General features: G+C 69.7%; 23 protein-coding genes. 9 read left to right on the top strand and 14 right to left on the bottom strand.

All coding sequences use genetic code 11. From position 1 onward, the window contains the following. Positions 1-111: 111 nt before the first annotated feature. Positions 112-1,494 carry a phosphomannomutase/phosphoglucomutase gene (locus tag WD026_RS00590; protein WP_425721695.1) on the top strand — a complete coding sequence of 461 codons (1,383 nt, stop codon included), beginning with the start codon at positions 112-114 and terminating at the stop codon, positions 1,492-1,494. Between the two features lie 6 nt (positions 1,495-1,500). Here the strand turns inward: WD026_RS00590 and WD026_RS00595 are convergent, their stop codons facing one another. Both WD026_RS00595 and WD026_RS00600 read right to left on the bottom strand, forming a co-directional pair. Beyond that, positions 1,501-2,745 (bottom strand): 3-deoxy-D-manno-octulosonic acid transferase, encoded by a 1,245-nt coding sequence (locus WD026_RS00595; RefSeq protein WP_425721697.1) that lies wholly within the window; start codon positions 2,743-2,745, stop codon positions 1,501-1,503. After that, a complete protein-coding gene (locus tag WD026_RS00600; protein WP_425721699.1) occupies positions 2,742-4,139 on the bottom strand; it encodes a 3-deoxy-D-manno-octulosonic acid transferase in 1,398 nt (465 codons plus the stop codon). Before WD026_RS00600 ends, WD026_RS00595 begins: the two co-directional genes overlap by 4 nt. A gap of 145 nt (positions 4,140-4,284) precedes the next feature. Between WD026_RS00600 and WD026_RS00605 the strand changes: the two genes are divergently transcribed. From WD026_RS00605 to WD026_RS00625, 5 genes are read left to right on the top strand one after another with little or no spacing between them, the layout of a single operon-like run. Then, the gene (locus WD026_RS00605) at positions 4,285-4,980 is read left to right on the top strand and encodes a cytidylyltransferase domain-containing protein (RefSeq protein ID WP_425721701.1); all 696 of its coding nucleotides are present in this window, start codon (positions 4,285-4,287) and stop codon (positions 4,978-4,980) included. Beyond that, positions 4,977-6,029, top strand: coding sequence for an N-acetylneuraminate synthase family protein (locus tag WD026_RS00610; protein WP_425721703.1), 1,053 nt, complete (start codon positions 4,977-4,979; stop codon positions 6,027-6,029). The genes WD026_RS00605 and WD026_RS00610 overlap by 4 nt, the downstream gene beginning before the upstream one ends. A 5-nt stretch (positions 6,030-6,034) precedes the next feature. Next, positions 6,035-7,153, top strand: coding sequence for a UDP-N-acetylglucosamine 2-epimerase (gene neuC / locus WD026_RS00615; protein ID WP_425721705.1), 1,119 nt, complete (start codon positions 6,035-6,037; stop codon positions 7,151-7,153). Beyond that, complete coding sequence (locus WD026_RS00620) at positions 7,146-8,420, top strand: O-antigen ligase family protein (protein WP_425721707.1); 1,275 nt, start codon at positions 7,146-7,148, stop codon at positions 8,418-8,420. The genes neuC and WD026_RS00620 overlap by 8 nt, the downstream gene beginning before the upstream one ends. After that, a complete protein-coding gene (locus WD026_RS00625) occupies positions 8,417-9,514 on the top strand; it encodes a rhamnan synthesis F family protein (RefSeq protein ID WP_425721709.1) in 1,098 nt (365 codons plus the stop codon). The genes WD026_RS00620 and WD026_RS00625 overlap by 4 nt, the downstream gene beginning before the upstream one ends. A gap of 15 nt (positions 9,515-9,529) precedes the next feature. On the opposite strand, the gene WD026_RS00630 is transcribed toward WD026_RS00625, so the two are convergent. The 8 genes from WD026_RS00630 to WD026_RS00665 all read right to left on the bottom strand — a co-directional run bounded on the left by WD026_RS00630 (position 9,530) and on the right by WD026_RS00665 (position 19,230). Then, a complete protein-coding gene (locus WD026_RS00630) occupies positions 9,530-10,408 on the bottom strand; it encodes a hypothetical protein (protein ID WP_425721711.1) in 879 nt (292 codons plus the stop codon). Between the two features lie 19 nt (positions 10,409-10,427). Next, complete coding sequence (locus WD026_RS00635; protein WP_425721713.1) at positions 10,428-11,780, bottom strand: TolC family outer membrane protein; 1,353 nt, start codon at positions 11,778-11,780, stop codon at positions 10,428-10,430. Positions 11,781-11,804: 24 nt separating this feature from the next. Beyond that, positions 11,805-12,155, bottom strand: a complete 351-nt coding sequence (locus WD026_RS00640; RefSeq protein ID WP_425721715.1) for a rhodanese-like domain-containing protein — start codon at positions 12,153-12,155, stop codon at positions 11,805-11,807. Positions 12,156-12,166: 11 nt separating this feature from the next. Continuing rightward, complete coding sequence (locus WD026_RS00645; protein ID WP_425721717.1) at positions 12,167-12,868, bottom strand: protein-L-isoaspartate O-methyltransferase family protein; 702 nt, start codon at positions 12,866-12,868, stop codon at positions 12,167-12,169. A gap of 42 nt (positions 12,869-12,910) precedes the next feature. Then, positions 12,911-16,063 carry an efflux RND transporter permease subunit gene (locus WD026_RS00650; RefSeq protein WP_425721719.1) on the bottom strand — a complete coding sequence of 1,051 codons (3,153 nt, stop codon included), beginning with the start codon at positions 16,061-16,063 and terminating at the stop codon, positions 12,911-12,913. A gap of 21 nt (positions 16,064-16,084) precedes the next feature. Next, positions 16,085-17,230, bottom strand: coding sequence for an efflux RND transporter periplasmic adaptor subunit (locus tag WD026_RS00655; protein ID WP_425721721.1), 1,146 nt, complete (start codon positions 17,228-17,230; stop codon positions 16,085-16,087). Beyond that, entirely contained in the window at positions 17,227-17,919 is a 693-nt protein-coding gene (locus WD026_RS00660; RefSeq protein WP_425721723.1) for a TetR/AcrR family transcriptional regulator, read from the bottom strand. Before WD026_RS00660 ends, WD026_RS00655 begins: the two co-directional genes overlap by 4 nt. A gap of 117 nt (positions 17,920-18,036) precedes the next feature. Then, complete coding sequence (locus tag WD026_RS00665) at positions 18,037-19,230, bottom strand: acyl-CoA dehydrogenase (RefSeq protein ID WP_425721725.1); 1,194 nt, start codon at positions 19,228-19,230, stop codon at positions 18,037-18,039. A 99-nt stretch (positions 19,231-19,329) separates the two neighbouring features. Here WD026_RS00665 and WD026_RS00670 point away from each other — a divergent pair, with 99 nt between their 5' ends. Both WD026_RS00670 and msrA read left to right on the top strand, forming a co-directional pair. Continuing rightward, positions 19,330-20,220: a LysR family transcriptional regulator gene (locus tag WD026_RS00670; RefSeq protein ID WP_425721727.1), complete on the top strand. Its 891-nt coding sequence runs from the start codon at positions 19,330-19,332 to the stop codon at positions 20,218-20,220. A gap of 32 nt (positions 20,221-20,252) precedes the next feature. Beyond that, positions 20,253-20,804: a peptide-methionine (S)-S-oxide reductase MsrA gene (msrA, locus tag WD026_RS00675; RefSeq protein WP_425721729.1), complete on the top strand. Its 552-nt coding sequence runs from the start codon at positions 20,253-20,255 to the stop codon at positions 20,802-20,804. Here the strand turns inward: msrA and WD026_RS00680 are convergent. From WD026_RS00680 to aztA, 4 genes are read right to left on the bottom strand one after another with little or no spacing between them, the layout of a single operon-like run. After that, the gene (locus WD026_RS00680; protein ID WP_425721731.1) at positions 20,785-21,666 is read right to left on the bottom strand and encodes an EamA family transporter; all 882 of its coding nucleotides are present in this window, start codon (positions 21,664-21,666) and stop codon (positions 20,785-20,787) included. The two genes, msrA and WD026_RS00680, sit on opposite strands and share 20 nt — an antisense overlap. A gap of 15 nt (positions 21,667-21,681) precedes the next feature. Next, positions 21,682-22,608 carry a metal ABC transporter substrate-binding protein gene (locus WD026_RS00685; protein ID WP_425721733.1) on the bottom strand — a complete coding sequence of 309 codons (927 nt, stop codon included), beginning with the start codon at positions 22,606-22,608 and terminating at the stop codon, positions 21,682-21,684. Positions 22,609-22,632: 24 nt separating this feature from the next. Further along, positions 22,633-23,457: a metal ABC transporter permease gene (locus WD026_RS00690; protein ID WP_425723172.1), complete on the bottom strand. Its 825-nt coding sequence runs from the start codon at positions 23,455-23,457 to the stop codon at positions 22,633-22,635. Positions 23,458-23,495: 38 nt separating this feature from the next. Continuing rightward, positions 23,496-24,272, bottom strand: a complete 777-nt coding sequence (gene aztA, locus WD026_RS00695) for a zinc ABC transporter ATP-binding protein AztA (RefSeq protein ID WP_425721735.1) — start codon at positions 24,270-24,272, stop codon at positions 23,496-23,498. Between the two features lie 100 nt (positions 24,273-24,372). On the opposite strand from aztA, the gene WD026_RS00700 reads away from it, so the two are divergent. Continuing rightward, positions 24,373-24,888, top strand: coding sequence for a Fur family transcriptional regulator (locus WD026_RS00700; protein WP_425721737.1), 516 nt, complete (start codon positions 24,373-24,375; stop codon positions 24,886-24,888). Positions 24,889-24,952: the final 64 nt, after the last annotated feature.

The raw sequence follows: 24,952 nt of genomic DNA on the forward strand, positions 1-24,952 counted from the left end.
CCCGGAAGGCGCCGGCGGGTCGCCGTTTCCGGACCTGCGTTTACCCCTGCTTCACAGGCTGCCCGGGGACGGCTTCCTACAATTCCGGGTTTGTCCATCAGGGAGCATTGCATGCAGGTTGCCGCGTCCATCTTCAAGGCCTACGACATTCGCGGCGTGGTGCCCGCCACGCTGGACGAGGCGGTGGCCGAGGCCCTGGGCCGTGCCTTCGGCACGGTGGCGCGGCAGCAAGGCGAGACCACGGTGGCCGTGGGGCGTGATGGGCGTCTGTCCGGCCCGGCCCTGTCGGCGGCCCTCATCCGCGGCCTGGTGCGCGCCGGCATCGATGTGATCGATGTCGGCATGGTCACCACGCCCATGCTGTACTTCGCGGCCAGCACCCTGTGCCGCAGCGGCATCCAGGTGACCGGCAGCCACAACCCCAAGGACTACAACGGCTTCAAGATGGTGCTGGCCGGCCGCGCCATCTTCGGTGAAGACATCCAGGCCCTGCGCCGCCTCATCGAACAGGACGCTGCGGTGGACGCCGATGGCGGCCGGGTGCGCCATGTGAACGTGGCCGGTGCCTACCGCGACCGCATCGTCGGTGACGTGAAGCTGTCCCGCCCCATGAAGATCGTGGTGGACTGCGGCAACGGCGTGGCCGGTGCGTCGGCCCCGGCGCTGTTCCGCGCGCTGGGCTGCGAGGTGATCGAGCTGTTCAGCGAGGTGGATGGCGAATTCCCGAACCACCACCCCGACCCCAGCAAGCCCGAGAACCTGCAGGACCTGATCCGCACCCTGGCCGCGACCGATGCCGAACTGGGCCTGGCCTTCGACGGTGATGGCGACCGGCTGGGCATCGTCACCCGCTCGGGTCAGAACATCTACCCCGACCGCCAGATGATCCTGTTTGCGCAGGACGTGCTGTCGCGTGTGCCGGGCGGCGACATCGTGTTCGACGTGAAATGCTCGCAGCGCCTGGGTCCGGCCATCGAGGCCGCCGGTGGCGTGCCCCACATCTACAAGACCGGGCATTCGCTGATCAAGGCCCGCATGAAGGAACTGGGCAGCCCGCTGGGGGGCGAGATGAGCGGCCACATCTTCTTCCAGGAGCGCTGGTTCGGTTTCGACGACGGCAGCTACGCCGGCGCCCGCCTGCTGGAGATCCTGAGCCGCAGCACCGATGCCAGCGCCACGCTCGAAGCCCTGCCCACCAGCCACAGCACGCCCGAACTCAACGTGACCTGTGCCGAGGGCGAGCCGCATGCCGTGGTGGCGCGGCTGGTCGAGCAGGTGCAGGTGGATGCCCCGGCGAAGCTCTCGACCATCGACGGCGTGCGCATCGACTGGCCCGACGGCTTCGGCCTGATCCGCGCCTCCAACACCACGCCGGTGCTGGTGCTGCGCTTTGAAGGCCAGACGGTGGAGGCGCTGCACCGCATCGAAGCCCACATGCTGGCCTTGCTGCGCCAGGCCAAGCCGGACGCGGTGGTGGGCGCTGCGGCCCACTGAGCTGCTTCAGCCGGGCAGCAGCCCCAGCAGGTGCTGCAGCACGGCGGCAGCCCGCGTGTCTTCGGGCGGGCGTGCGTGGGGCAGCGCGGCACCGGCCCAGGCGGCCTCCACCGCCGATGCCACGGCGTCGGCATCGGCCACCGGCATGCTCAGGCCGGCGGCGTCGAGCTGCTGATAGCTCTCGGCAAAGTTCCACACCTGCGGCCCGTGCAGCACACGGCAGCCCAGGGCCAGCGGCTCGTGCGGGTTGTGGCCCCCCACCGGGGCGAAGGAGCCGCCCACCAGCGCCACCGGGGCCAGCCGGTACCACAGGCCCATCTCGCCGATGGTGTCGGCCACGTACACCGCGCCGTCATCGGGCAGGTGCACACCGGCGCTGCGCAAAGGTGCGGCCGGCTGGCACAGCGCCGCCACCTCGGCGCCGCGGGCGGGTGCGCGCGGCGCGATGATGAGCAGGGCATCGGGATGCCGTTCGCGCAGCCGCGCGTGGGCCTGCAGCGCCAGGGTCTCTTCACCGGGATGGCTGGAGGCCAGCAGCCACACCGGCCGCGTGCGCAAGGCGGCCAGCCAGGCCGACAGGTCGTCGGCATCGCAGGCCAGCGGCGGCGTGAGCGACTTGATGGTGCCGCTCACCACCACCCGGTCGGGCTCGGCACCCAAGGCCACCAGGTGGGCGGCGCTGGTGTCGTTCTGCGCGAACACCCGGTCGAAGCCGGGCAGCAGCGCCCGGTAGATCCAGCGGCCCCAGCGGCGCCTGGCCATGGAGGCCTCGCTCAGCCGCGCATTCACCAGCACCCGCGGAATGCCGCGTGCCGCAGTGGCGTCGATCAGGGTGGGCCACAGGTCCATCTCGCACCACACCGCCACATCGGGCCGCCAGTGGTTCAGGAAGCGCCCCACGGCGCCGGGCGTGTCGGCCGGTGCGAACTGGTGCTGCACGCCGGGCGGCAGGCCGGTGCGCCGCAGTGCATCGCCCGAGGTGCGGGCGGTGGTGGTGATCAGGAAATGCACATCGGGACGTGCCTGCGCCATGCGGGCGAACAGTCCGGCCAGCGCCATGGCCTCGCCCACACCCACCGCATGCCCCCACACCAGCGGGCCGGCGGGCCGGTCGGCGTATTCATGGCCCAGCTTCTGGTGCACGCTGCGCGGCGTTTCCTTGCCACGCCGCAGCCGCTGCTTCAGGCCCAGGTGCCAGACCGGGGTCAGCAGGTGCGACAGCGCCACGTAGGCACGCAGGGCCAGGGTCACGCGCAGGCCTCCAGCCAGGGTTGCAGCACGGCCATGTGGCGGCGGGTCGATCCGCCGTGTTCGGCGTAGAAGGCCTCGGCGCCGGCGGTGGCCTGGGCCTGCCGCTGCGGCGAGGTCAGCAGCTCGGTGAGGGCGCGGGCCAGACTGGGGATGTCCGTGTGCTGCTGCAGCACGCCGGCCTCCAGCGCCTCCACGCCCGGGTATTCGATGCCCCAGATGCTGGGGCCCACCATCACCGGCTTGCGCAGGGCCAGCGGCTCGATCACGTTGTGGGCACCCATGGGCACGAAGGATGCGCCCACCACCACCACCTGCGACAGCGCCAGGTAGAAGTACATCTCGCCCAGCGAGTCGCCCAGCAGCACGTCGATGCCATCCATGGCCGGTGCGTGGTGCAGGGGCTTGAGCTGCGGATCCAGGTCGCGGCTGCGGCGGCTGACCCGCAGGCCGGCGCCCGTCAGCAGATCGGCCACGGTGTCGAAGCGCTGCGGGCTGCGCGGCACATACACCACCAGCAGCGGTGGCAGCCCGGCATCGGCCACGCCCTGCCGCACCCGGTGGATGGCGTCGATGAAGGGCTCGTCCTCGCCGACGATGGCACTGGCAAAGCACAGCACCGGGCGGCCGCCGGCCACGCCGGTGGCCAGGTTCCAGGGCTGCAGCAGGGTCTCGCCGGCCGCCAGGTGGGCGGGTGACGGCGGCAGGTCGAAGCGCGTCTCGCCCACCACCTCGACCCGTTCACAGCCCACGGCCCGGAAGCGCCGGGCGTGGGTCTCGGACTTGCACATCACCAGCTGGTAGGCACGGAAGATGTCGGCCCGGAATCCCCAGGCCACGCGCTGATCGCGCTCGATGCTCTTGCGCGGGTACTGGGCATTGGCCATGCCCAGCGGCACGCCGCAGCGCCGGATGCTGCTCAGCAGCACCGGCCAGGTGTCGATCTCGGTCATCAGCGCGGCCCGTGGCCGGGTGTGGGCCACAAAGCGCCGCACCGCCCAGCCCAGCTCCAGCGGCACGAAGCACACCTGCAGCCGGCCGGCGGCCATGTCGTCGGCAAACAAGGTGTGCGCGGCGGTGCGTCCGGCCGGCGTGAGGGTGGACACCAGCACCGGGTAGCCCTGGGCCAGCAGGGCGCGGATCAAGGGGGCGGCACCACGCAGCTCGCCCATGGACGCCGAGTGCACCCACACCGGCCGCTGCAGGGCCGTGACGACACGGCCGAAGCGCTCGCCCCAGTGCTGCCGGTACAGCGGCTCCTTGCGACCCCGGCGCCACAGGAACAGCAGGAACACCGGCAACATCAGGTGCCAGGCCAGCCCGTAGAGCCACAACAGCACCCGGGTCTGCCAGCGAAACGGCAGCGGGCGGTCGGACAACGGCGGGGCGAAGGTCATGGGCACAGGGACCGGTGGGGAGCGGGGAGGAGGGCAGGGCGGGCGGCACACGGACCGCCCGACAGAGCGCCCGGCACAGGCCGTTCAGTATAGTTAGGCCCTGCGACGCCACTGGCGCGCCGCACCCTGCACCGAACCCTTTCACATGCCCCTCGACACGCCGGCCTGGACCGCCGTCATTCCCTTGCGCGCCGGCTCCAAGGGCCTGCCGGGCAAGAACCTGCGTCCGCTGGCCGGGCGCCCCCTGTACCGCCATGCGCTGGACCAGGCCCTGGCCGCCGGCGCCGCCCGCGTGGTCATCACCACCGATCTGCCCGACGTGCTGGCTGCCGCGCTGCCGCCGCAGGTGACCTGCGTGCCCCGCCCCTCCGAACTGGCTGGCGACACCGTGCCCATGGCACCGGTGCTGGTGCATGCGTTGCAGCAGGCCGGCGTGACGGGCACGGTGGTGCTGCTGCAGGCCACCTCGCCCCTGCGCACACCGGCCGACATCCGCGCCGGGCTGGAGCTGTACGCCAGCGGCCACTTCGGTCTGGTGATGAGCGTGACCGAGGCCGACCGGGGCGTGCTCAAGTGGGGGCGGCTCGACGGGCAGCGCTTCGTGCCGCTGTCGGCACCCGAACACTGCTTTGCCAATCGCCAGTCGCTGCCGCCAGTGGTCCGGCCCAACGGTGCGGTCTATGTGTTCGACGCCGCCCGCCTGATCGCTACCGGCAGCCTGGCCGCCGATTCGGTGGGCGTGGTCGCCATGCCGCCCGAGCGCAGCCACGACATCGACAACCTGCACGACTTCGAGCAGGCTGAACGCCTGCTTGCCCCACACGACCCGGAGCTCCCATGAAGATTGCACACCGCGAGATTTCTCCCACCCAGCCGCCCCTGGTGGTCGCCGAGATCGGCATCAACCACGGCGGCAGCCTCGATGTTGCCAAGGGCATGGTGCTGGCCGCGGCCAAGGCCGGCTGCGAGATGGTCAAGCACCAGACCCACTTCGTCGATGACGAAATGACCGACGAGGCCAAGGCCATCTTCCCGCCCAATGCCGACAAGTCCATCTGGCATGTGATGGAGGAATGCGCCCTGGGCAAGGACGACGAGATCGAGCTCAAGCGCTACGCCGAGTCGCTGGGCATGATCTACATCTCCACCCCGTTCTCGCGCGCGGCCGCCGACTTCCTGGCCGAGATCGGTGTGGCGGGCTTCAAGATCGGTTCGGGCGAATGCAACCATGTGCCCCTGATCCGGCACATCGCCAGCTTCGGCAAGCCGGTGATCATGAGCACCGGCATGCAGACCATCGACAGCCTGCGCCCTTCGGTGCAGGCCCTGGACGAGGCCGGCATCGAGTACGCGCTGCTGGAGTGCACCAACCTCTACCCGTCGCCGCCCGAGATCGTCAGCCTGCAGGGCATCGGCGAGCTGCGCCGGGCCTTCCCGAATGCGGTCATCGGCTTCTCCGACCACAGCATCGGCCCCGAGATGGCCATTGCGTCGGTCGCGCTGGGCGCCTGCATCCTGGAACGCCACTTCACCGACACCCGTTACCGCAAGGGCCCGGACATTCCGTGCTCCATGGACCCGGCCGAGCTGCGCTTCCTCATCGACCGTTCGCGCGAGGTGCACACCGCCCTCATGAACCCCAAGGTGCGCACCGCGCCCGAAGAGGACGTCTACCGCTTCGCCCGCGGCTCCATCGTGGCCGACCGCGACCTGCCGCTGGGCCATGTGATCACCGAGAAGGACATCTGGGCCCGCCGGCCCGGCTCGGGCGAGATCTCGGTACAGCACTTCGACCGCCTGGTGGGTGCTCGCCTCACGCGTTCGGTGCGCCGCAACCAGCAGCTGCGCTGGTCCGACCTGGACGGTGTGGCACCGATGGTGAACCACTGATGGCCATGGCACGACGCCTGCTCTTCGTCACCGGCACGCGGGCCGATTACGGCAAGCTCGAACCGCTCGCTCTGGCGGCGCAGCAGGCGGGCTTTGCCATCAGCTTCTTCGTCACCGGCATGCACATGATGGGCCGCTACGGCGAGACGCGGCTGGAGGTGCGGCGCTTTCCGGGGGCCGAGATCCACGAATTCCACAACCAGCGCGAAGGCGATGCGCAGGAGTTCATCCTGTCCAAGACCGTGCTGGGCTTCTCCGATTTCGTGCACGAGCACCGGCCCGATCTGGTGGTGATCCACGGCGACCGGGTGGAGGCGCTGGCCGCCTCCATCGTCTGTGCCATGAAGTACATCCCCTCGGCCCATATCGAGGGAGGCGAGGTGTCCGGCACCATCGACGAGTCGATCCGCCACTGCAACACCAAGCTGTGCAGCGCCCACTTCGTGAGCTCCGAGCCGGCCCGTCAGCGGGTGCTGGCCCTGGGCGAGGCCTCGGCCAACGTGTTCAACATCGGCTCGCCCGAACTCGACACCCATGCCCGCCCCAGCGGTGTGACGCTGCAGCAGGTGAAGGAGCGTTACGCCATCCCGTTCGACGACTACGGCATCGCGGTGTTTCACCCGGTCACGTCCGAGGCGAGCACCATCGGTGCGCAGGCGCAGTCGCTGTTCGGCCGGCTGCAGGCCAGTGGCCGGCAGTTCGTGGTGATCGCGCCCAACAACGACCCGGGCACCGAAGACATCTTCCGGGTGTTGAACGGGCTGCCGCCCGAGCGCTTCCGCCTGATCCCGTCCATGCGCTTCGCCTACTTCAGCGAGCTCATGCGCCATGCCAGTGCCATGATCGGCAACAGCAGCGCCGGCGTGCGCGAGGCGCCCTTCCTGGGCGTTCCCAGCTTGGACGTGGGCACGCGCCAGAACCGGCGCGCCAGCGGCCCGTCCATCACACCGTGCTCGGCCTTCGATGTGGATGTGATCGACCGCTTCCTGGCCGACACCTGGGGCCGCCGCTTCCCCCACGACACCACCTTCGGGGCCGGCGACGCCGCTGCCCGCTTCGTGCAGGTGCTGCAGGACCCGGGCTTCTGGGCGCGGCCGTTGCAGAAGGTGTTTGCCGATGAGTGAGGCCGCCCTGGCAATGCCGGCGCGTGGCTGGCTGGACCGCACGACCGGTTTCTTCGACGGCATGGCCCGGTGGTCGGCCGTGGGCCTGCTGATCGGGGTGCCGACCTCGATCGCGCTGGTCAACATCAGCATCCTGTTCCTGCTGATCGGCTGGTTCTGTTCCGGCCGCTGGCCATCCAAATGGGACGCCCTGCGGGCCAGCCCGCTGACCCTGCCGGTCGTGCTGCTCAGCCTGTGGATGTTGCTGGGCATCGCCTGGTCGGACGCCGACCGCAAGGTGATCGGCTCGCACCTTTACGTGTACAGCAAGCTGCCCCTGATGCTGATCCTGCTGACCGTGTTCGATCAGGCCCGATGGCGCCAGCGGGCCTGGTGGGCCTTCGCCATCGGCTGCCTGATCACGCTGGGGTCCACCTACGCCAGCATCTGGGTGCATATCCCCTGGGCCGACTCCCATCAGCGCGGCTTCGGTGTGTCGCACCACATCTTCAACGACTACATCGCCCAGGGCCTGGCGATGTCGGTGTTCGTGGCCTGGGCCGTGCACCAGGCCGTGCTGGCCCGTCAACCGGCCCTGCGCTGGGGCTGGGTCGTCATCGTGGCGCTGGGTGTGTTCAGCATCACTCATCTGCTGGCCGGTCGTACCGGTCAGGTCACCGTGATGGCCATGGGCATGGCGATGATCATGACCATCGAGTCGGCCCGGGTGCGCTGGGCCTCGGTGCTGCTGCTGGTGGCCGGTGCCGTGGTGCTGGCCTTCAGTTCGCCGCAGATCATCGCCCGGGTCACCCAGGCAATCGCCGAGGCCCAGCAGTACGACAGCGCCGGCGTGGTGTCCACCTCCATCGGTGCCCGGCTGGACATGTGGCGCAATGCCTGGGGCATGTTCCTGGACAGCCCCTGGATCGGGCACGGTCCCGGTGGCTACCGGGTGCTGTCGACCGCTATCTATTCCATCGGTGCGCAGTGCTCGGTGTCGTGCATCCATCCGCACAACCAGTACCTGTTCTTCCTGGTCGACCACGGTCTGCCGGGCCTGCTGATGTACCTGTGGGTGCTGGCTTGTCTGGCGGCGCTGGTGGTGCGCAGCCACGGTGCTCAGCGGGCACTGGTGACCGGTTTCCTGGCGGTGCTGTTCGTGGACGGCTTCATCAACGGGCCGTTCTGGGTGACGACCGAGCGCCATCTGTTCGCCACCGTGCTGCCGTTGCTGATGGCGGCGTGGCCGCCCCGTGCATCGCCGACCTCCGACGCTGACACCACATGATTCCGCTGTGGAAACTTCGCCGGGAGTGGGCGTCGCTGCAGCAGCAGCTGCAGGCCATTCCGGAACGGCTGATCGGCCCGGCCCGTCAGCGTCGGCTGGACGCCCGTTTCCCGGCCGACTGCCGGGTGCAGGACGGCGAGCATCCGCTGACCGGCAAGGTGGCCATCTTTCTGGTGTTCCAGCCGAAGGGCCTGAGCGAATCCTGCCGGCAGACCTGCGAGCACCTGGCGGCGCTGGGGCATTCGGTGCTGCTGGTGGCCAACCATGCGGTGGCCGAAGCCGATGCCCGGCGACTGGGTCCCTGGGTGTGGCGCTTTGTGCAACGTCGGAACTTCGGCTACGACTTCGGTGGTTACCGCGACGGCATCCGGCTGCTGCAGCACTGGGGCATCGAGCCGGAGCAGGTGGTCATGCTCAACGACAGCATCTGGTACCCGGTGGTGCCGCAGGACGCGCTGCTGCCGGCCATGGAGGCTTCGCCGGCCGGCTTCACCGGTGCCTTCCGGTTCGTGGACCCCGGGGGTCATGACGCCGAGCATGCGGGCATCTTCCTGTCCTACTTCTTCCACTTCAAGCGCGCGCTGTGGCAGTCGGAGGTGTTCCGCCGCTACTGGGCCGACTACGTGTGCAGCAGCAACAAGGTGCTCACCGTCAAGCGCGGCGAACGTGGCTTCTCGCGCACGCTGATGGGCGCCGGCGTGGCCAGCGAGGGCATCCATTCCAGGGACCGTCTGATGGCCTGCCTGCGCGTGCTGCCGGATGAAGAATTGCGCAAGGTGCTGGATTACGCCGCCTACACCGACGAGCCCTTGCAGCGCAGCGGCGATGCCTTGCTGGCCGAACCCAGCGGATCGCCGGGCTGGCGCGAGCGTGCCCTGGCGCAGCTGCAGGCGGCGGTGGACCGGCGCAATCCGGTGTCCACCCTGTGCTATGCCGCCATCCGCTGGATGGGCGTGCCCTACCTCAAGAAGAACGCGGGTGAGCTGCAGGTGCGCATGCGCCGCCAGTACCTGCGGGCGGTGGCCGCCGGGGACCTGCCGCATCCCGGCGAGGCGGTGCTGGCCGAGGTGCGTGCCCGCACGCCCGGCGCCTGAGCCCCGCCGGCGGTCTCAGACCACGCCGGCGTAAAAATCCAGGATGCGCTGGCGCATGCGTCCCAGCGTCCAGCCCGACCAGATCAGGGCGCGGCCCTTGTTGTCGGTGACCACATCGCCGTCGCGCAGCTTCATGAGGTTCTCGGGCTTGATGTCGATGCCGTTGAGCGTGACGGCCACCTGCTGCTGCCGGCGGGCGCGGATCCAGGGCAGCAGCGGCTTGATCCACAGCCACAGCCGGATGCGCGACATGTATTCCAGCGTGAGCTTGACCGCAAAGCGCCCGCTCAGCGCCTTCATGTGCGGCTGGGCGGCCCAGCTGATGAAGCGTTCGTCGGCCGCCATGGGGCGGTAGCCCAGATCGGGGTGCTGCGCGAACAGTTCGCGGAAGCGCCGGGCGATGTAGTGGCACTGCGCCGGATGGAACACCACCAGCGAAGAATTGCCCCGCGCGTACTTGCGGCCTTCGGTGCGGCGGTGGATGAAGCGGCCGATGGGGCCGAAGGGAATGATCGCGCTCTGCAGCATGGCCACGGTCCGGGGTGTGTCCATGAGCGACAGGGCCTGACCGAGGTCACCGAACACCAGGGTGTCCAGGTCCACATAGATGGCCGGCAGGTCGGTGGGCAGCACGCCGTCTTCGAACATGCACAGCTTGGCCTGGCAGCCCGCGCGCATGAGGGCGGGCTGACGGAAGAAGGCCGGCATGTCCACGGCCGTCACTCGGGGGTCCAGCCCCTCGCGTTCGCGGTCGGTGAGCAGGGTGAAGCGGGCCACGCCCGGGCTGTGCTCGGCAATCGCCCGCACCAGGCGGTTGACGATGGAGACCGGGTACTTGGTGCCCCAGCAGATCAGCACGCACTGCCAGGCGGCGCCGGTGGACGACGGGTTCATGGATGCCCTGGTGGAAGCGTCACTGCGCCAGCAGCGAATTGATCGGACGCAGGTCGTCCGGCGTCAGCACGCCGGCGGCCTGGCGCAGCCGCAGGTTGCCCAGCAGCACGTTGTAGCGGGCCTGCGCCAGGTCGCGCTTGGTCTGGAACAGCTGGCTCTGGGCATTGAGCACGTCGATGTTGATGCGCACGCCCACCTGGTAGCCCAGCCGGTTGGCGTCCAGGGCGCTCTGGCTGGAGGCTTCGGCGGCCTCCAGGGCCTTCACCTGGCCCTGACCCGAGACCACGCCGAAGTACGCACTGCGGGCGGACTGATCGACGCTGCGCCGTGCGCCTTCCAGATCGTTGCGGGCCTTCTCTTCCAGCGCCAGTGTTTCCTTGATGCGGTTCTGCACCGCAAAGCCGGCGAACAGCGGCAGGTTGAACTGCACGCCCACGCTGCCGGTGTTGGTGCGCACATTGCCCGGGATGCCCTGCACCGACGACGGAGCCCGGCTGGTGCCGTAGGACGCCACCAGATCGACCGTGGGCTTGTGGCCGGCCTCGGCCTTGTTCGTTTCCAGCTGCGCAATCTCCAGGTTGCGGCGCGCCTGCACGATGCTGGGGTGCTGTTCGCCGGCCATGTTCAGCCAGGCCTGCGGATCGGCCGGGGACAGCGGCGGCAGGCTGACCGGCAGCACCAGCGGGCGCGGAGCGGTGTTGGTGCGGCCCACCAGCTGGTCCAGGGCCAGCTTCTTGACCCGCAGGTCGTTCTCGGCGGCGATTTCCTGGGCCACCACCAGGTCGAAGCGGGCCTGGGCTTCGCGCGCGTCGGTCACGGTGGCGGTGCCCACCTCGAAGTTGCGCTGCGCAGCGGCCAGCTGCTCGGCCACGGCGGTCTTCTGGGCCTGCACGAAGGTCAGGGTGTCCTGCGCCGCCAGTACATCGAAGTAGGCCTGGGTGGTGCGCACCACCAGGTCCTGTTCGGCCTGGGTGAGCCGCGCCTGGGCGATGTCGCGGGTGAGCGTGGCCTGCTCGTCGGTGAGCTTGGCCACCGGCCGGTACAGCGGCTGGCTGGCCGAGAGCGTGGCCGAGCGGCTGCTGCTGGAGCCGTCCAGCAGGTTGTTGCTGCTGTCGCGGTTGTTCCAGCTGGCGCCGGCCCCCAGCCCCACCTGCGGCAGCAGACCGGCCCGGGCCTGGTCGGCCTGCGCCTGGCTGGCGTCGAACTGGGCGCGGGCGGCCAGGTAGGTGGCATCGAAATCGCGTGCCGCCTGGTAGAGCTCCAGCAGGCTCTGCGCCTGCACCTGGGTGGCGCCGAGCGCCAGCACGGCAGCAGCGGCAACATGGCGCAGCGCGGTGCGCACGGGCAGGGAGGTGACGGACAGCGGGTTCATGGTGTTCCTTGGCAGACGGGCTCTTCAGTAGACGGGCACGGCCGCATCCAGTTCCTGGGACCAGCGGTCGATGCCGCCATGGATGTTGACCACCGATGCAAAACCCTGGTTGTTCAGGAAATGCACCACCTGGGCGCTGCGCATGCCGTGGTGGCACAGGCAGGCCACCGGGCGCTCGGGGTCGAGCTCCTGCAGACGCGCCGGTACGGTGCGCATGGGCATGTGCAGCAGCTCGAAGCCGTCAGGCCGCACGGAAGCCGTCTGCAGCTCCCAGGGCTCGCGCACGTCCAGCACCAGCGGCAGCGGGCCGTCCGGTCGTTCCTGCCGGATCTGTTCAAGCCACTGGGGCAGCTGGGCCGGGGTGATGGACTGCATGGTGGGCGGGTTCAGAAACGGAAGCGGGAGGGCGCCGGGAAGTTCCGCAGGCGCGGGGCCACGGTGTCCCAGGGCTGGGCGGTCTGGAAGGCGGCGTCGCCCGTGCGGGTGATGATGGTCGCGCGCATCACCGGCTCGTGGCCGACGATGGCGGCCAGGCGGCCCCCCGGGGCCAGCAGCGACAGCAGGGCCGGCGGCACTTCGGCCACCGAGCCGCCCAGCACGATGGCGTCGAACGGGGCGCCGCTCTGGCAGGCCGCGAAGTCCTGGGCGGCGGCATCGGCCTGGCGCACCTCGACCTGGGTGAGGCCCTGGCGGGCCAGGTTGGCACGGGCCATGTCGGCCAGGGCAGGGTCGATCTCGATAGCCACCACCTGCCGGGCCAGACCGGCCATGAGCGCGGCCATGTAGCCGCTGCCGGTGCCGATCTCCAGCACGCGGTCGGTGGGCTTGAGCTGCAGGTCCTGCACCAGGCGGGCCTGCACCTTCGGCGCCAGCATGCACGGGCCGTCAGTGCCCTGGGCGGTCAGCGGCAGCTCCAGATCGGCGAACGCCAGGGCCTTGTGGGCCTCGGGCACATAGTCTTCGCGGTGCACGCGGGCCAGCAGCTCCAGCACACGGCCATCGAGCACCTCCCAGGGGCGGATCTGCTGCTCGATCATGTTGAAGCGGGCCTGTTCCGGGCTGAGACCCAGTCCTGCGGGGGACGTCATCGAAGTACTCCTGTGGCGATGTTGAGCGGGGAACCCACGATTTTATCGGGGGGGTGTCCAGAGCCGGCGCAGCCAGCGCGCCAGGTCGTCGAGGTAGCAATAGGCCACCGGCACCACCACCAGGGTGAGCACCGAGGAGGTGATGACGCCGCCGATCACGGCCTGGCCCATGGGCGCGCGCTGCTCCGACCCTTCGGTCAGTGCGAAGGCCAGCGGCACCATGCCGAACACCATGGCCAGGGTGGTCATGAGGATGGGGCGCAGCCGCACCTTGGCGGCCAGCAGCAGGGCGTCCTCGCGCGGCATCGGGGGCTGGCCGTCCAGGCCTTCGCGGGCGCGGATGGCGAAGTCCACCAGCAGGATGGCGTTCTTGGTCACCAGGCCCATGAGCAGCACGATGCCGATGACCGAGAACATGCTCACGGTCGAGCCGAACATCAGCAGCGCCAGCACCACGCCGATCAGCGTGAGCGGCAGCGAGGTCATGAGGGCCAGCGGCTGCAGGAAGCTGTGGAACTGGCTGGCCAGGATCATGTAGATGAAGATGATGGCCAGCGCCAGGGCCGATACGGCGTAGCCGAAAGACTCCCGCATGTTCTTGGTGGAGCCGCCGAACTCGGTGCGGTAGCCTGGCGGCAGGGCCAGGCCATCGAGCACCTTCTGGATCTCGGCCGTCACCTCGCCGGCCGAACGGCCATACACGTTGGCATTGATCGAGACCTCGCGGTTGAGGTTGCGGCGGTTGATCTGGTTCGGGCCGGTGGCTTCCACCAGTTCGGCCACCTGGCCCAGCGGCACCACGCGGCTGCTGCCGTCGCTGGCGGTGCCCACCACGAAAGGCAGCTGGCGCAGGTCGTCGGTGCGCTGCCGGTTCTCGGGCGCCAGCCGCACGTTCACGTCGTAGCTCTCGCCGTTCTGGGCGCGCCAGTTGCCCACCGTGGTGCCGGCCACCCAGGTGCGCAGGCTGGCCGCGACCGCCTGGGTGTTGAGGCCCAGGTCGGAGGCCACGTCGCGCTTGAGCACCACGTCCACCGTGGGCTTGTCGGGCTTGACGCTGGCGTCCAGGTCCACCAGGCCGACGATGGGGCGGATGCGCTCCATCACGGTCTTGGTGAGCCGCTCCAGCTCGTCCAGGTCGTCGCCCTGCAGCGAGAACTCGATCTGCTTGTTGCCACCCACGGCATCCAGCAGGCCCACGTGCGTGACGGTGATGCCCGGCACGCTGCGCAGGCGTTCGCGCAGCACGGCCGACATGGCGTCCACGCTGCGGCTGCGGTCCTTGCGGTCGACCAGCCGCACATAGATGCTGGCGTACATGGAACCCAGCGAGCTGCCGGTGTTGATGGTGGACAGCGTGTACTTCACCTCGGGGAACTCGCGCAGGATGGCCTCGACCTCGCGCGTCTTGACCTCGGTGGCCTGCAGCGACGAGCCCACCGGCGTGTGGAAGCTGACCGAGGTTTCCGAGAAGTCCGCCTTGGGCACGAACTCGGTGCCCAGCAGCGGCATCACGAACAGGCTGGCCACCAGCGTGGCCACGGCCAGCGCCATGGTGGCGGCCTTGTGGCCCAGCGACCAGCGCAGCGCGGACTGGTAGGTCTCGGCCAGCTCGTCCTGGAAGCGGTCGAACCAGGCGGTGATGCGGCCCAGGGTGCGGTCGTACAGGGTGCGCCGCCCGCCGGGTGTGCTGCCGTGGTGTTCCACGGCAGGGTCGTGCCACACCGAGGACAGCATGGGGTCGAGCGTGAAGCTCACGAACATCGAGATCAGCACGGCCGCGACCATGGTGATGCCGAACTCGTGGAAGAACTTGCCGATGATGCCGCCCATGAAGCCGATGGGCAGGAACACCGCCACGATGGACAGCGTGGTGGCCAGCACCGCCAGGCCGATCTCCTGCGTGCCGTCCATGGCCGCTGTGAAGGGTGTCTTGCCCATCTGCACATGGCGCACGATGTTCTCGCGCACCACGATGGCATCGTCGATCAGCAGACCCACCGACAGCGTGAGCGCCATCAGCGTGATCATGTTGATGGTGAACCCGAACAGGTTCATGAAGAAGAAGGTGCCGATCAGGGCAATGGGCAGCGTCAGTCCGGTGATGACGGTGGACCGCCACGAATTGAGGAACAGGAAGACGATGAGCACGGTGAGGATGGCGCCTTCGATCAGCGTCTGCCGCACGTTCTGCACCGACACCCGGATCGGCCGCGAGCCGTCGGCAATGGGCTCCAGCCGCACGCCCGGTGGCACCTCGGCCTTGAGCGCCTCGATGGCGCCCTTGAGGCCGTCCACCACCGCAATCGTGTTCTCGTCCTGCGCCTTCTGCACCTGCAGCAGCAGGGTGCGCTGGCCGTTGTAGAGCGCCAGGCTTTCCACTTCCTGCACGCCGTCGGTGATGCGCGCCACCTGGCCCAGCCGCACCGGCTGGCCGTTGCGGCGGGCCACGATGATCTGCTCGAAGTCGGCCGGGTTCTTCAGCCGCGACAGCACCTGGGCCACCTGCTCGCGCTGGTCGGTCTTGAGCGTGCCCACCGGCAGGTCCTGGTTCTCGCTGCGCACGGCGGCGTTGACCTGTTCGGTGGTCACGCCCAGGGCCTCCATGGCCGAGGGGTTCAGGTCGATGTTGATGGCCCGCCGGGTGGCGCCCACCAGGGTGACCGAGCCCACGCCGCGCACGTTCTCCAGCCGCTTCTTGAGCACCTGTTCCGACCAGGTGGTGAGTTCCACCGCGCTGGGCGCACGGCCATTGACCGCCTCCGGGATGACCGCCACCGACCAGATGGAACGGCTGGCCGGGTCGAAGCGCAGCACGCGCGGCTCTTCCACCTCGTCGCGGAACACCGGGCGCAGGATGGCGATCTTCTCGCGCACGTCCTCGGCGGCCTTGCGGCCGTCCACCGTGAGCTGGAACTCGATGATCACCACCGACAGGCCCTCGGTGCTGCGCGAGGTCAGGGTGTTGACGCCGGCAATCGCGTTGACCGATTCCTCCACCTTCTTGGTGACCTCGGACTCCACGATCTCGGGCGAGGCGCCGGGGTAGGCGGTGGTGACCACCACGACCGGAAAGTCGATGTTGGGGAACTGGTCGACCTGCAGCCGCTGGAAGGAAAACGCGCCGAGCACCACGAAGGCCAGCATGACCATGGTGGCCAGCACCGGATTGCGCAACGAGACCTGGGTGAACCACATGGGGCTGTTCCGTGCGGTGGATCAGGGTTGCGGCAGGCGGACCGGGGTGCCGTCGCGGATCAGGCCGGCGGTGACCGAGAGCACCGGCGTGCCGGCGGCCAGATCCGGCGTGGCGCGCATCGGCTCGCGGTCCAGCAGGCCGGTCGCGCTCTCGGGCAGCGGCTGGTGCACCACCTGACCGTCGCGGATGATCTGGATGTAGGGCTGCGGCCTGTCGTTGCGCACCGCGCTCTGCGGCACGGCATTCACCAGCGTGCGCCCGGTGACCACATGGCCCTGGGCAAACAGGCCCTGGCGCATGCCCTGCACGGCCGGCACACGCAGGTACACCAGCACGCTGCGGCTGCCGGCCTGCACGCTGGGGTTGATGCGCGCCACCGTGGCCTTCACCGGTTCGGCCAGGCCCTCGATGCGCAGCAGTGCCGTCTGACCGGTCTTCAGCGGCGCGGCAGCGCCCGGCGCCACCGTGGCCTCCACCTCGAAGGCGCTCAGGTCCACCACCTCCAGCACCCGTGCGTCGATGCCCACACGCTCGCCGTCCTGCACCGGGCGGGCCGACACGAAGCCGGTCAGCGGCGAGCGCAGGCGGGTGTCCGCCAGGCCCTTGCGGGCGATGTCCAGGGCGGCCAGGGCGGCTCGGTGGTTGGCCTCGGCGGCTTCCAGGTTGGCGGTGGAGGTGTCCAGTGCGGTGGGCGAGATGAAGCCCTGCTTCACCAGCGCCTGGTTGTTGTCCTGGGTGCGGCGGGCAATGGCCACCTGGGCCTGGGCCGACGCGGCCTGCTGCTCGGCCTGGCGCACACGCGCCTGGGCTTCGGTGCTGTCGATGCGGGCCACTTCGTCGCCAGCTTTCACCGGGTCGCCTTCGCGCAGGCGCAGGCCCTGCACCTCGCCGGCCACGCGGGCCTTGATGGCCACCGTCTGTACCGCCTCCAGCGAGCCCGACACCGGCACCGTCACTTCCAGATCGGCCTGCTGCACCGCGATCACGTCGCGCGGGCCCAGCTGGTAGGTGGGCACGGTCTGCAGGCTCTGCGCCGCGGCGGCCGCGCTGGCGGCCTGGGTGGCGCGGCGGTCCAGCGCCCGCACCACACCCCAGGCCACGGCCAATACCAGCAACACCAGCAGGCCGAGCTGGATCTTGGCCGAACGGGACAGGGGGCGTTTCATGGGCGTGTCAGGGGCTGGGGGCGGACCAGCATGCCGCGCAGCAGCAGGTCCACCTGGGCGTCGATGAAGCTCAGCGGTTCGATGGGCGCCGAGCTGGGGGTGCAGGCCGACATGGAGTGTTTCCACATCAGCAGGAAGATCATGGGGGCGATCAATGAATAGACCGCGTAATCCAGAGGCAGGGTCCGGAATTCGCCCCGGTCGATGCCGCGCTGCAGGATGCGCCGGATCAGGTCGTGCCCCGGGCGGATCACTTCCTGCTGGTAGAAGGCCGCAATCTCCGGGAACATGCCGGCTTCGCTCATCACCAGCTTGGTGATGCCCGAGGCCTGCGTCTGGCCGACCCGCTCCCACCAGCTGTGCATGCAGTAGCGCACCAGCTCGACGCTGTCGCCTTCGAAGCGCTCGAACTCTTCGTTCCATTCGGCAAAGCGGCCCGCGATCGTCTCGCGCACCACGGCCTTGAAGAGTTCTTCCTTGCTGGGGAAGTACAGGAACAGCGTGCCCTTGGACACGCCGGCGCGGGCGGCCACCTCTTCCACCCGGGTGGCGGCAAAGCCCTTTTCCACGAACAGGGAGAGCGCCGCTTCCAGCAGCTCGCCCGGCCGTGCCTCCTTGCGCCGGGTACGGCGCTGCCGGACCGGCGGTGCGTCGTCCGTGGGAGGGTGGGGCGGGGTGGGGACTGCCATGCGTCTAATGACCGGTGGGTCAGCAACTATAGCCCATCGGTCGGACGCCGGCGTGTCGCCAGCCTGTCGCAACGGTAAAGCCCGGGTGAAGCCGCCCGGGCCGGTGCGTCGGCCGCTTCAGGAAAACGCCTGAATGCCGGTGATGGCGCGGCCCAGGATCAGGGCGTGGATGTCGTGGGTGCCTTCGTAGGTGTTCACCACTTCCAGGTTGACCAGATGGCGGGCCACGCCGAATTCGTCGCTGATGCCGTTGCCACCCATCATGTCGCGCGCCAGGCGGGCGATGTCGAGCGCCTTGCCGCAGCTGTTGCGCTTGAGGATGGAGGTCAGTTCCACCGGGGCCTGGCCTTCGTCCTTGAGGCGGCCCAGGCGCAGGCAGCCCTGCAGGCCCAGACTGATCTCGGTGAGCATGTCGGCCAGCTTCTTCTGGATCAGCTGGTTGGCGGCCAGCGGGCGGCCGAACTGCTGGCGGTCCATCACGTACTGGCGGGCGCGGAAGTAGCAGTCTTCGGCCGCACCCAGGGCGCCCCAGGCGATGCCGTAGCGCGCGCTGTTGAGGCAGGTGAACGGGCCCTTCAGGCCACGCACTTCGGGGAAGGCGTTCTCTTCGGGGCAGAACACGTTGTCCATCACGATCTCGCCCGTGATGGAGGCGCGCAGGCCCACCTTGGAATGGATGGCCGGGGCCGAGAGGCCCTTGAAGCCCTTCTCCAGGATGAAGCCGCGGATGGCGCCTTCGTCGTCCTTGGCCCAGACCACGAACACGTCGGCGATCGGGCTGTTGCTGATCCACATCTTGCTGCCGCTGAGGCTGTAGCCGCCGTCCACCTTGCGGGCGCGGGTGGTCATGCCGGCCGGGTCGGAGCCGTGGTTGGGTTCGGTCAGGCCGAAGCAGCCGATCCATTCACCGCGCGCCAGCTTGGGCAGGTACTTCTGCTTCTGCGCTTCGGTGCCGAATTCGAAGATGGGCACCATCACCAGCGAGCTCTGCACGCTCATCATGGATCGGTAGCCGGAGTCGACCCGCTCCACCTCGCGCGCCACCAGGCCGTAGCAGACATAGTTGAGGCCGGCGCCGCCGTAGGCCTCGGGGATGGTCACGCCCAGCAGGCCCAGCTCGCCCATCTCGCGGAAGATGGCCGGGTCGGTGATTTCCTTGCGGAAGGCCTCGGTCACGCGCGGGGCCAGGCGCTCCTGGCAGTAGGCGTGGGCGGCTTCGCGCACCTGGCGTTCGTCGTCGGTCAGCTGCTGGTCGAGCTGGAACGGGTCTTCCCAGCTGAAGCTGGCTTTGGCCTTGGTGGGTGCGAGCATGGTGTGTCTCCGGGGGGTATGTGATGGCCCGGATTGTCCGGCCTGCATGCATACCTGTCTAATATCGATGGTGTATTCATCCATACAAAAGGCATATTGATGGAATTCCGCCACCTGCGCTATTTCCTGGTGCTGGCCGAGGAGCTGCACTTCGGCCGGGCGGCGCAGCGCCTGTCCATCACGCAGCCGCCGCTGTCGCTCAACATCCAGCAGCTGGAGGCTTCGGTGGGGGCGGCGCTGTTCCAGCGCAACAGCCGGGGTGTGCAGCTCACGGCGGCGGGCCAGGCCTTCGTGCCGGCGGCCCGCGCCCTGCTCGACCAGGCGGGGCAGGCGGTGCAGGAAGCGCGCGACGTGGCCAACGGCCTGCTGGGCCATCTGCAGATCGGCTTTGCCGGCACGCTGCTGCACCTGGGGCTGCCGGCGCTGCTGCAGCGCTTCGAGGCCGATCACCCCCGCCTGCGGCTGGTGCTGCACGAGCTGAGCTCGGCCGAGCAGCTGGTGGACCTGGGCCACGAGCGGCTGGACGTGGGCTTTGTGCACACCCCGCGCGTGCCGCCGGGTTTCTCCAGCGTGCTGGTGTCGCGCCAGCCCTTCGTGGCCTGTCTGCCGGCGGGTCATGCGCTGGCCCGTCGCAAAAAGATCCACCTGGCCGATCTGGCGGCCGAACCGTTTGCCATGGTGTCGCGCGCCGTCTCGCCGGATTACCGCGAGCGCCTGCTGGGCCTGTGCACCGACCATGGCTTCTCGCCCACGGTGCGCTACGAACTGCGCCACTGGCTGAGCGCAGCGTCGGTGGTGTCGCAGGGGCTGGCGGTGGCCCTGGTGCCGGCAGCCTTGCGCCAGAGCGGGCTGGCCGGTGCGGTGTTCGTGCCGCTGGACCGTCCCACCCCCAGCTACGAGACGCGCTGCCTGTGGAAGACCGGGCGCGAGCCGGTGGCGCTGCAGGCATTCCTGGAGCACGTCAGGGCCATGGCCCAGCCGCTAGAGTGACGGGCTGTTCTTCACCCGACCCGGAGCGATTCATGAGCGACAACCCTTCCACCGGCCGCGAGGTCATCGTCCTGGGCGGCGGCTGTTTCTGGTGCACCGAGGCCGTGTTCGTGCAGGTGCGCGGCATCACCGACGTGGAGTCCGGCTACAGCAACGGCCATGTGCCGCAGCCCAGCTACGAGCAGGTGTGCACCGGGAACACCGGCCACAACGAGGTGGTGCGGCTGGAGTTCGACCCCGCCGTGATCTCGCTGCGCGACATCCTGGCCATCTTTTTCCTCATCCACGACCCGACCACGCTCAACCGCCAGGGCAACGATGTGGGCACGCAGTACCGCAGCGGCATCTACTGCACCAGCGACGCGCAGCGGGCCGAGGCCCAGGCCTTCGTGGATGCGCTCACGCAGGAGCAGATCTACCCCCGTCCCATCGTGACCGAGGTGCTGCCGCTGTCCAACTACTGGCCGGCCGAGGACTACCACCAGGACTTCTTCGAGCGCAATCCTTACCAGGGTTACTGCATGGCGGTGGCCGCCCCCAAGGTGGCCAAGTTCCGCCAGACCTTCAGCCGTTTCGTGAAGTGAAGGCCAGCAGGCGGGGCCACAGCACGCTGACTGCCAGACCGGCCAGCACCAGGCCGCAGGCCAGCAGCTTCCAGCCCGGCAGGCCTTCGCCCAGGGCCAGGGCCGAGGCACCCATGCCGAAGATCGGCACCAGCAGCGCCATGGGCGTGACGGTGGCGGCCGGGTGCCGTGCCAGCAGCCAGTTCCACACGCCGTAACCGAACAAGGTGTTGCCCAGGGCCTGCCACAGCACGCTGGCCCACACGCCTGGCCCGGCCTGCTGCAGGGCATGGCCGATCGCCTGCGGCCCTTCGGTCAGCAGCGAGATCAGCAGCAGCGGGGGCACCGCAAAGGCACTGCTCCACACCATGAAGTGCAGCATGTTCACCGGCCCGAGCGACTTCACCACCAGGTTGGCGCAGGCCCAGAAGAAGGCCGCGCCCAGCACCAGGCCCACACCGGCGGCGGTGACCGTGGCGTCCAGGTGCGAGCCGATGATGGACAGGCCACCCACCGCCAGCAGCAGCCCGGCCACCTGCCAGGGCTTCACCCGTTCGCGCAGCAGCCACATCGACAGGCCGATGGTGAAGAACACCTGGGTCTGCACCACCAGCGACGACAGGCCGGGCGCAATACGCCCGTCGATGGCCAGGAACAGCAGGCCGAACTGGCCCACGCCCAGCAGCACGCCGAAGGCGGCCAGCCTGGACCAGGGCGCCGTGGGGCGCGGCACGAACAGCAGCCAGGGCAGGGCCGAGAGGGCAAAGCGCAGCGTGGCGAACAGGAAGGGCGGCAGGCCGTCCAGACCCCAGCGGATCACCACGAAATTGGTGCCCCACACCGCCACCACGGACAGGGCCAGCAGGAGATGGGTCAGCGGCATGCCGGCAGGATGGCGTCAATCGCCCCGGGCGGCTGTCACCAGGGCGCGGGTGTTGTGGCGCATCAGATCGATGTAGGTGGCCGCCGGCCCGCCCGCGGGTGACAACGAATCGGAGAACAGCGCGCCCGAGGGCTTCACGCCGGTCTCGCGGGCGATCTGCTCCATCAGGCGCGGGTCGGCGATGCTCTCCACGAACAGAGCCTTCACCTTTTCTTGCCGGATCTGCCGCACCAGCCGGGCCACGCCCTGGGCCGAGGCCTCGCTCTCGGTGCTCACGCCCTGGGCGGCCAGAAAACGCACGCCGTAATCGCGGGCGTAGTAACCGAAGGCGTCGTGCGAGGTGATGACCTTGCGTTGCGCCGCCGGCACCGTGGCCCAGGCGGCGCGGATCTCGGCGTCGAGTTCGCGCAGCTGGCTGGCGTAACGGGCGGCGTTGGCGCGGTAGGTCTCGCAGCCGGCGGCGTCGGCCTGGCACAGGCCCTCGGTCACGCGGCCCACCATCACCAGGGCCTGCGGCACGCTCTGCCAGGCGTGCGGGTCGGTGGCGCCATGGTCGTGATCGTGGTCGTGCCCCTTGCCACCCGCGCGGTTGCGCAGCGGCGCTATGCCCTTGGACACGATCACCTGGGGTCCCTGGTAGGCCGCGGTGCGCAGGAGCCGGCCCAGCCAGCCCTCGAACCCCATGCCCACCGAGAACACCGCCTGTGCCTGTCCCACCTGGCGGGCATGTGCGGGCGTGGGCTGGAACACATGGGCATCCGAACCCGGGCCGACCAGCACGTCCACGGCCACCCGGTCACCGCCCACCGCACGCACCCAGTCGCCCAGGATGCTGAAGCTGGCCACCACCCGCACCGGTGCGGCAGACGGGGCCTGGGCCGAGGCCAGCAGGGGCAGGCAGAGCAGGGCGGCGAGCAGGGGGCGGCGGGTGGTCAGGGACATGGGCGGTGGTTCGGTCAGGGTGGATCAGGCGCGCAGGTGCGAATGGCCGGGCCGGCTGTGCCGCCACAGGCCTTCGGGAGCGGCCAGCATGGACACGGCATACACCAGGCCCAGGCACAGCACGATCACCGGGCTGGTGGGCCAGTCGGCATGGAAGGAAATCAGCAGGCCGGCCACGCTGGCACCCAGTGCCAGCGCCACCGACAGGGCCATGAGCGGCAGGATGCGGGTGACCCACAGGCGCGCGGCCGCAGCCGGCAGCACCATCAGGCCCACCGCCAGCAGCGTGCCCAGGGCATGAAAGCCGGCCACCAGGTTGAGCACCACCAGCACCAGGAAGCCGTGGTGGGCGATGGCGCTCCACACGCTCATGCCGCGCAGGAAGCCGGGGTCCAGGCTTTCGATCACCAGCGGCCGGTACAGCGCGCGCAATCCCAGCAGCGTGACCAGCGTGATGCCGCCCAGCAGCAGCAGGGCATCGTTGTCCAGTGCCAGCACGGTGCCGAACAGCACATGCAGCAGGTCCACGCTGTTGCCCTTGACCGAGACGATCAGCACCCCGCTGGCCAGCGAGAGCAGGTAGAACGCGGCCAGACTGCTGTCTTCGCGCAGCACCGTGTGGCGCGCCACCAGACCGGACCCCACGGCCACCAGCAGGCCGGCGGCAATGCCGCCCAGCGTCATGGCGGTGAGCGACAGGCCGCTCACCAGATAGCCCACTGCCGCGCCCGGCAGGATGGCGTGGGCCATGGCGTCACCGGTCAGGCTCATGCGCCGCAGCAGCAGGAACACGCCCACCGGCGCGGCGCCGAGCGCCAGCGCCACACAGCCCAGCAGCGCGTGGCGCATGAAGGCGAATTCGGCAAAGGGTGCCCAGAGCAGGTCGATCACGGATGGGCTCCATGCCCGGCGTGGGGCTCGTGTGCCGGGTGCACCTCGCACACCTCGGCCTGTTCTTCGAACGGTTCCTGCAGCCGCTGCGCTTCGTCCCAGTGGGCGTCGGTCAGCACCTCGGCCGTGGCGCCGAAGCGCGCGCGGTGCCGGGCCAGCAGCAGCGTGAGCGGGAAGTGGCGGCGCACCTGCTCCAGGTCGTGCAGCACCGCGATCACGGTGCGGCCCTCGGCATGCCAGCGGTGCAGCAGGGCCAGCAGTTCCTCGGTGGTGCGCGGGTCGACCGCCGTGAAGGGCTCGTCCAGCAGGATCACGCGCGCGTCCTGCGCCACCAGCCGGGCGAACAGGGCGCGCTGCCACTGGCCGCCCGAGAGCGTGCCGATGGGGCGACTCTCGAAGCCCGACAGGCCCACCGCCGCGATGGCATCCTGCACCGCCTGGCGATCGGCCGTCGAGGGCCGGCGCCAGGGCCCCAGCCGGTGCCAGCGACCCAGCATCACGAACTCGGCCACGCTCAGCGGAAAGCTGCGGTCGATGCTGCTGGCCTGCGGCAGCCAGGCCACCGCGTCGGCCGGCGGTGCATGCAGATGGCCGCCCAGCGGCGGCAGCCGCCCTGCCAGGGCCTTGAGCAGGGTGGACTTGCCGGCACCGTTGGGCCCGACCACGGCCACCAGATCGCCCGCCTGCACCGACAGGTTCAGGTGGTGCACCGCCGGGTGGCGGTCGTGACCCAGGGTCAGGTCGTGCAGGGCGATGAGGGCGGAGTGGGCCACGGCGGCTTTATGATCTTGCAACCGAGTTGCGATCCAGCGATCATATCGCAACCCGATTGCATTAATCACGTGGCAGACCCGTCTGCCCGCAGGAGCCCGAGTGACCCGTTCCGTGTCCCGCGACCGCGCCGCTGTCCCTGAAGCGGTGGCGGTGCCGCCCGAGATCCAGGCCCGTCTGACCCAGGCGGGTCTGCGCCGAACCCTGGCCACGCGGGCGGTGATCGGCCTGTTCCTGGCGCGCCCGGCGCAGGGTCTGACCCATGCCCAGGTGCTGGCGGCGCTGCAGGCGCGCGGGCCGGCGGTCAACCGCGTCACGCTCTACCGCCTGCTGGACCGGCTGGCCGCCATCGGCGTGCTGGAGCGCCACACCGACGGCGACCGCACCTGGCGCTTCACCCTGGCCGATGGCACCGACGATGCCGCCGTGCCGCGTTTTGAATGCGATGCCTGCCACCAGCAGTTCCGGCTGCCGGATGCGGCCGAACCCACCCGCGCGGTGGTCGAGCAGCTGCAGCACACCCTGGCCCGGCTGGGGCATCAGGGCGGGCGCATCGACCTGGCGGTGCACGGCACCTGCGCCGCCTGCGCCGGCGACCCGGCGCCCGACAGCAACTGAGCCCCTCACCCCGGCCTGCCCGGCTGGCACACAGGCGACCCTGTGCGGCAAGGGTGCGCCTGCC

Origin of the sequence: Hydrogenophaga sp. R2 (assembly GCF_049843595.1) — a bacterium.
Taxonomy (GTDB): Bacteria; Pseudomonadota; Gammaproteobacteria; order Burkholderiales; family Burkholderiaceae_C; genus Hydrogenophaga.

Coding starts and splice junctions, on each gene's coding strand:
- WD026_RS00590 (WP_425721695.1), top strand. CDS start 112: ATGCAGGTTGCCGCGTCCATCTTCAAGGCCTACGACATTCGCGGCGTG.
- WD026_RS00600 (WP_425721699.1), bottom strand. CDS start 4,139: ATGACCTTCGCCCCGCCGTTGTCCGACCGCCCGCTGCCGTTTCGCTGG.
- WD026_RS00605 (WP_425721701.1), top strand. CDS start 4,285: ATGCCCCTCGACACGCCGGCCTGGACCGCCGTCATTCCCTTGCGCGCC.
- WD026_RS00610 (WP_425721703.1), top strand. CDS start 4,977: ATGAAGATTGCACACCGCGAGATTTCTCCCACCCAGCCGCCCCTGGTG.
- neuC (WP_425721705.1), top strand. CDS start 6,035: ATGGCACGACGCCTGCTCTTCGTCACCGGCACGCGGGCCGATTACGGC.
- WD026_RS00620 (WP_425721707.1), top strand. CDS start 7,146: ATGAGTGAGGCCGCCCTGGCAATGCCGGCGCGTGGCTGGCTGGACCGC.
- WD026_RS00625 (WP_425721709.1), top strand. CDS start 8,417: ATGATTCCGCTGTGGAAACTTCGCCGGGAGTGGGCGTCGCTGCAGCAG.
- WD026_RS00630 (WP_425721711.1), bottom strand. CDS start 10,408: ATGAACCCGTCGTCCACCGGCGCCGCCTGGCAGTGCGTGCTGATCTGC.
- WD026_RS00635 (WP_425721713.1), bottom strand. CDS start 11,780: ATGAACCCGCTGTCCGTCACCTCCCTGCCCGTGCGCACCGCGCTGCGC.
- WD026_RS00640 (WP_425721715.1), bottom strand. CDS start 12,155: ATGCAGTCCATCACCCCGGCCCAGCTGCCCCAGTGGCTTGAACAGATC.
- WD026_RS00645 (WP_425721717.1), bottom strand. CDS start 12,868: ATGACGTCCCCCGCAGGACTGGGTCTCAGCCCGGAACAGGCCCGCTTC.
- WD026_RS00650 (WP_425721719.1), bottom strand. CDS start 16,063: ATGTGGTTCACCCAGGTCTCGTTGCGCAATCCGGTGCTGGCCACCATG.
- WD026_RS00655 (WP_425721721.1), bottom strand. CDS start 17,230: ATGAAACGCCCCCTGTCCCGTTCGGCCAAGATCCAGCTCGGCCTGCTG.
- WD026_RS00660 (WP_425721723.1), bottom strand. CDS start 17,919: ATGGCAGTCCCCACCCCGCCCCACCCTCCCACGGACGACGCACCGCCG.
- WD026_RS00665 (WP_425721725.1), bottom strand. CDS start 19,230: ATGCTCGCACCCACCAAGGCCAAAGCCAGCTTCAGCTGGGAAGACCCG.
- WD026_RS00670 (WP_425721727.1), top strand. CDS start 19,330: ATGGAATTCCGCCACCTGCGCTATTTCCTGGTGCTGGCCGAGGAGCTG.
- msrA (WP_425721729.1), top strand. CDS start 20,253: ATGAGCGACAACCCTTCCACCGGCCGCGAGGTCATCGTCCTGGGCGGC.
- WD026_RS00680 (WP_425721731.1), bottom strand. CDS start 21,666: ATGCCGCTGACCCATCTCCTGCTGGCCCTGTCCGTGGTGGCGGTGTGG.
- WD026_RS00685 (WP_425721733.1), bottom strand. CDS start 22,608: ATGTCCCTGACCACCCGCCGCCCCCTGCTCGCCGCCCTGCTCTGCCTG.
- WD026_RS00690 (WP_425723172.1), bottom strand. CDS start 23,457: ATGCGCCACGCGCTGCTGGGCTGTGTGGCGCTGGCGCTCGGCGCCGCG.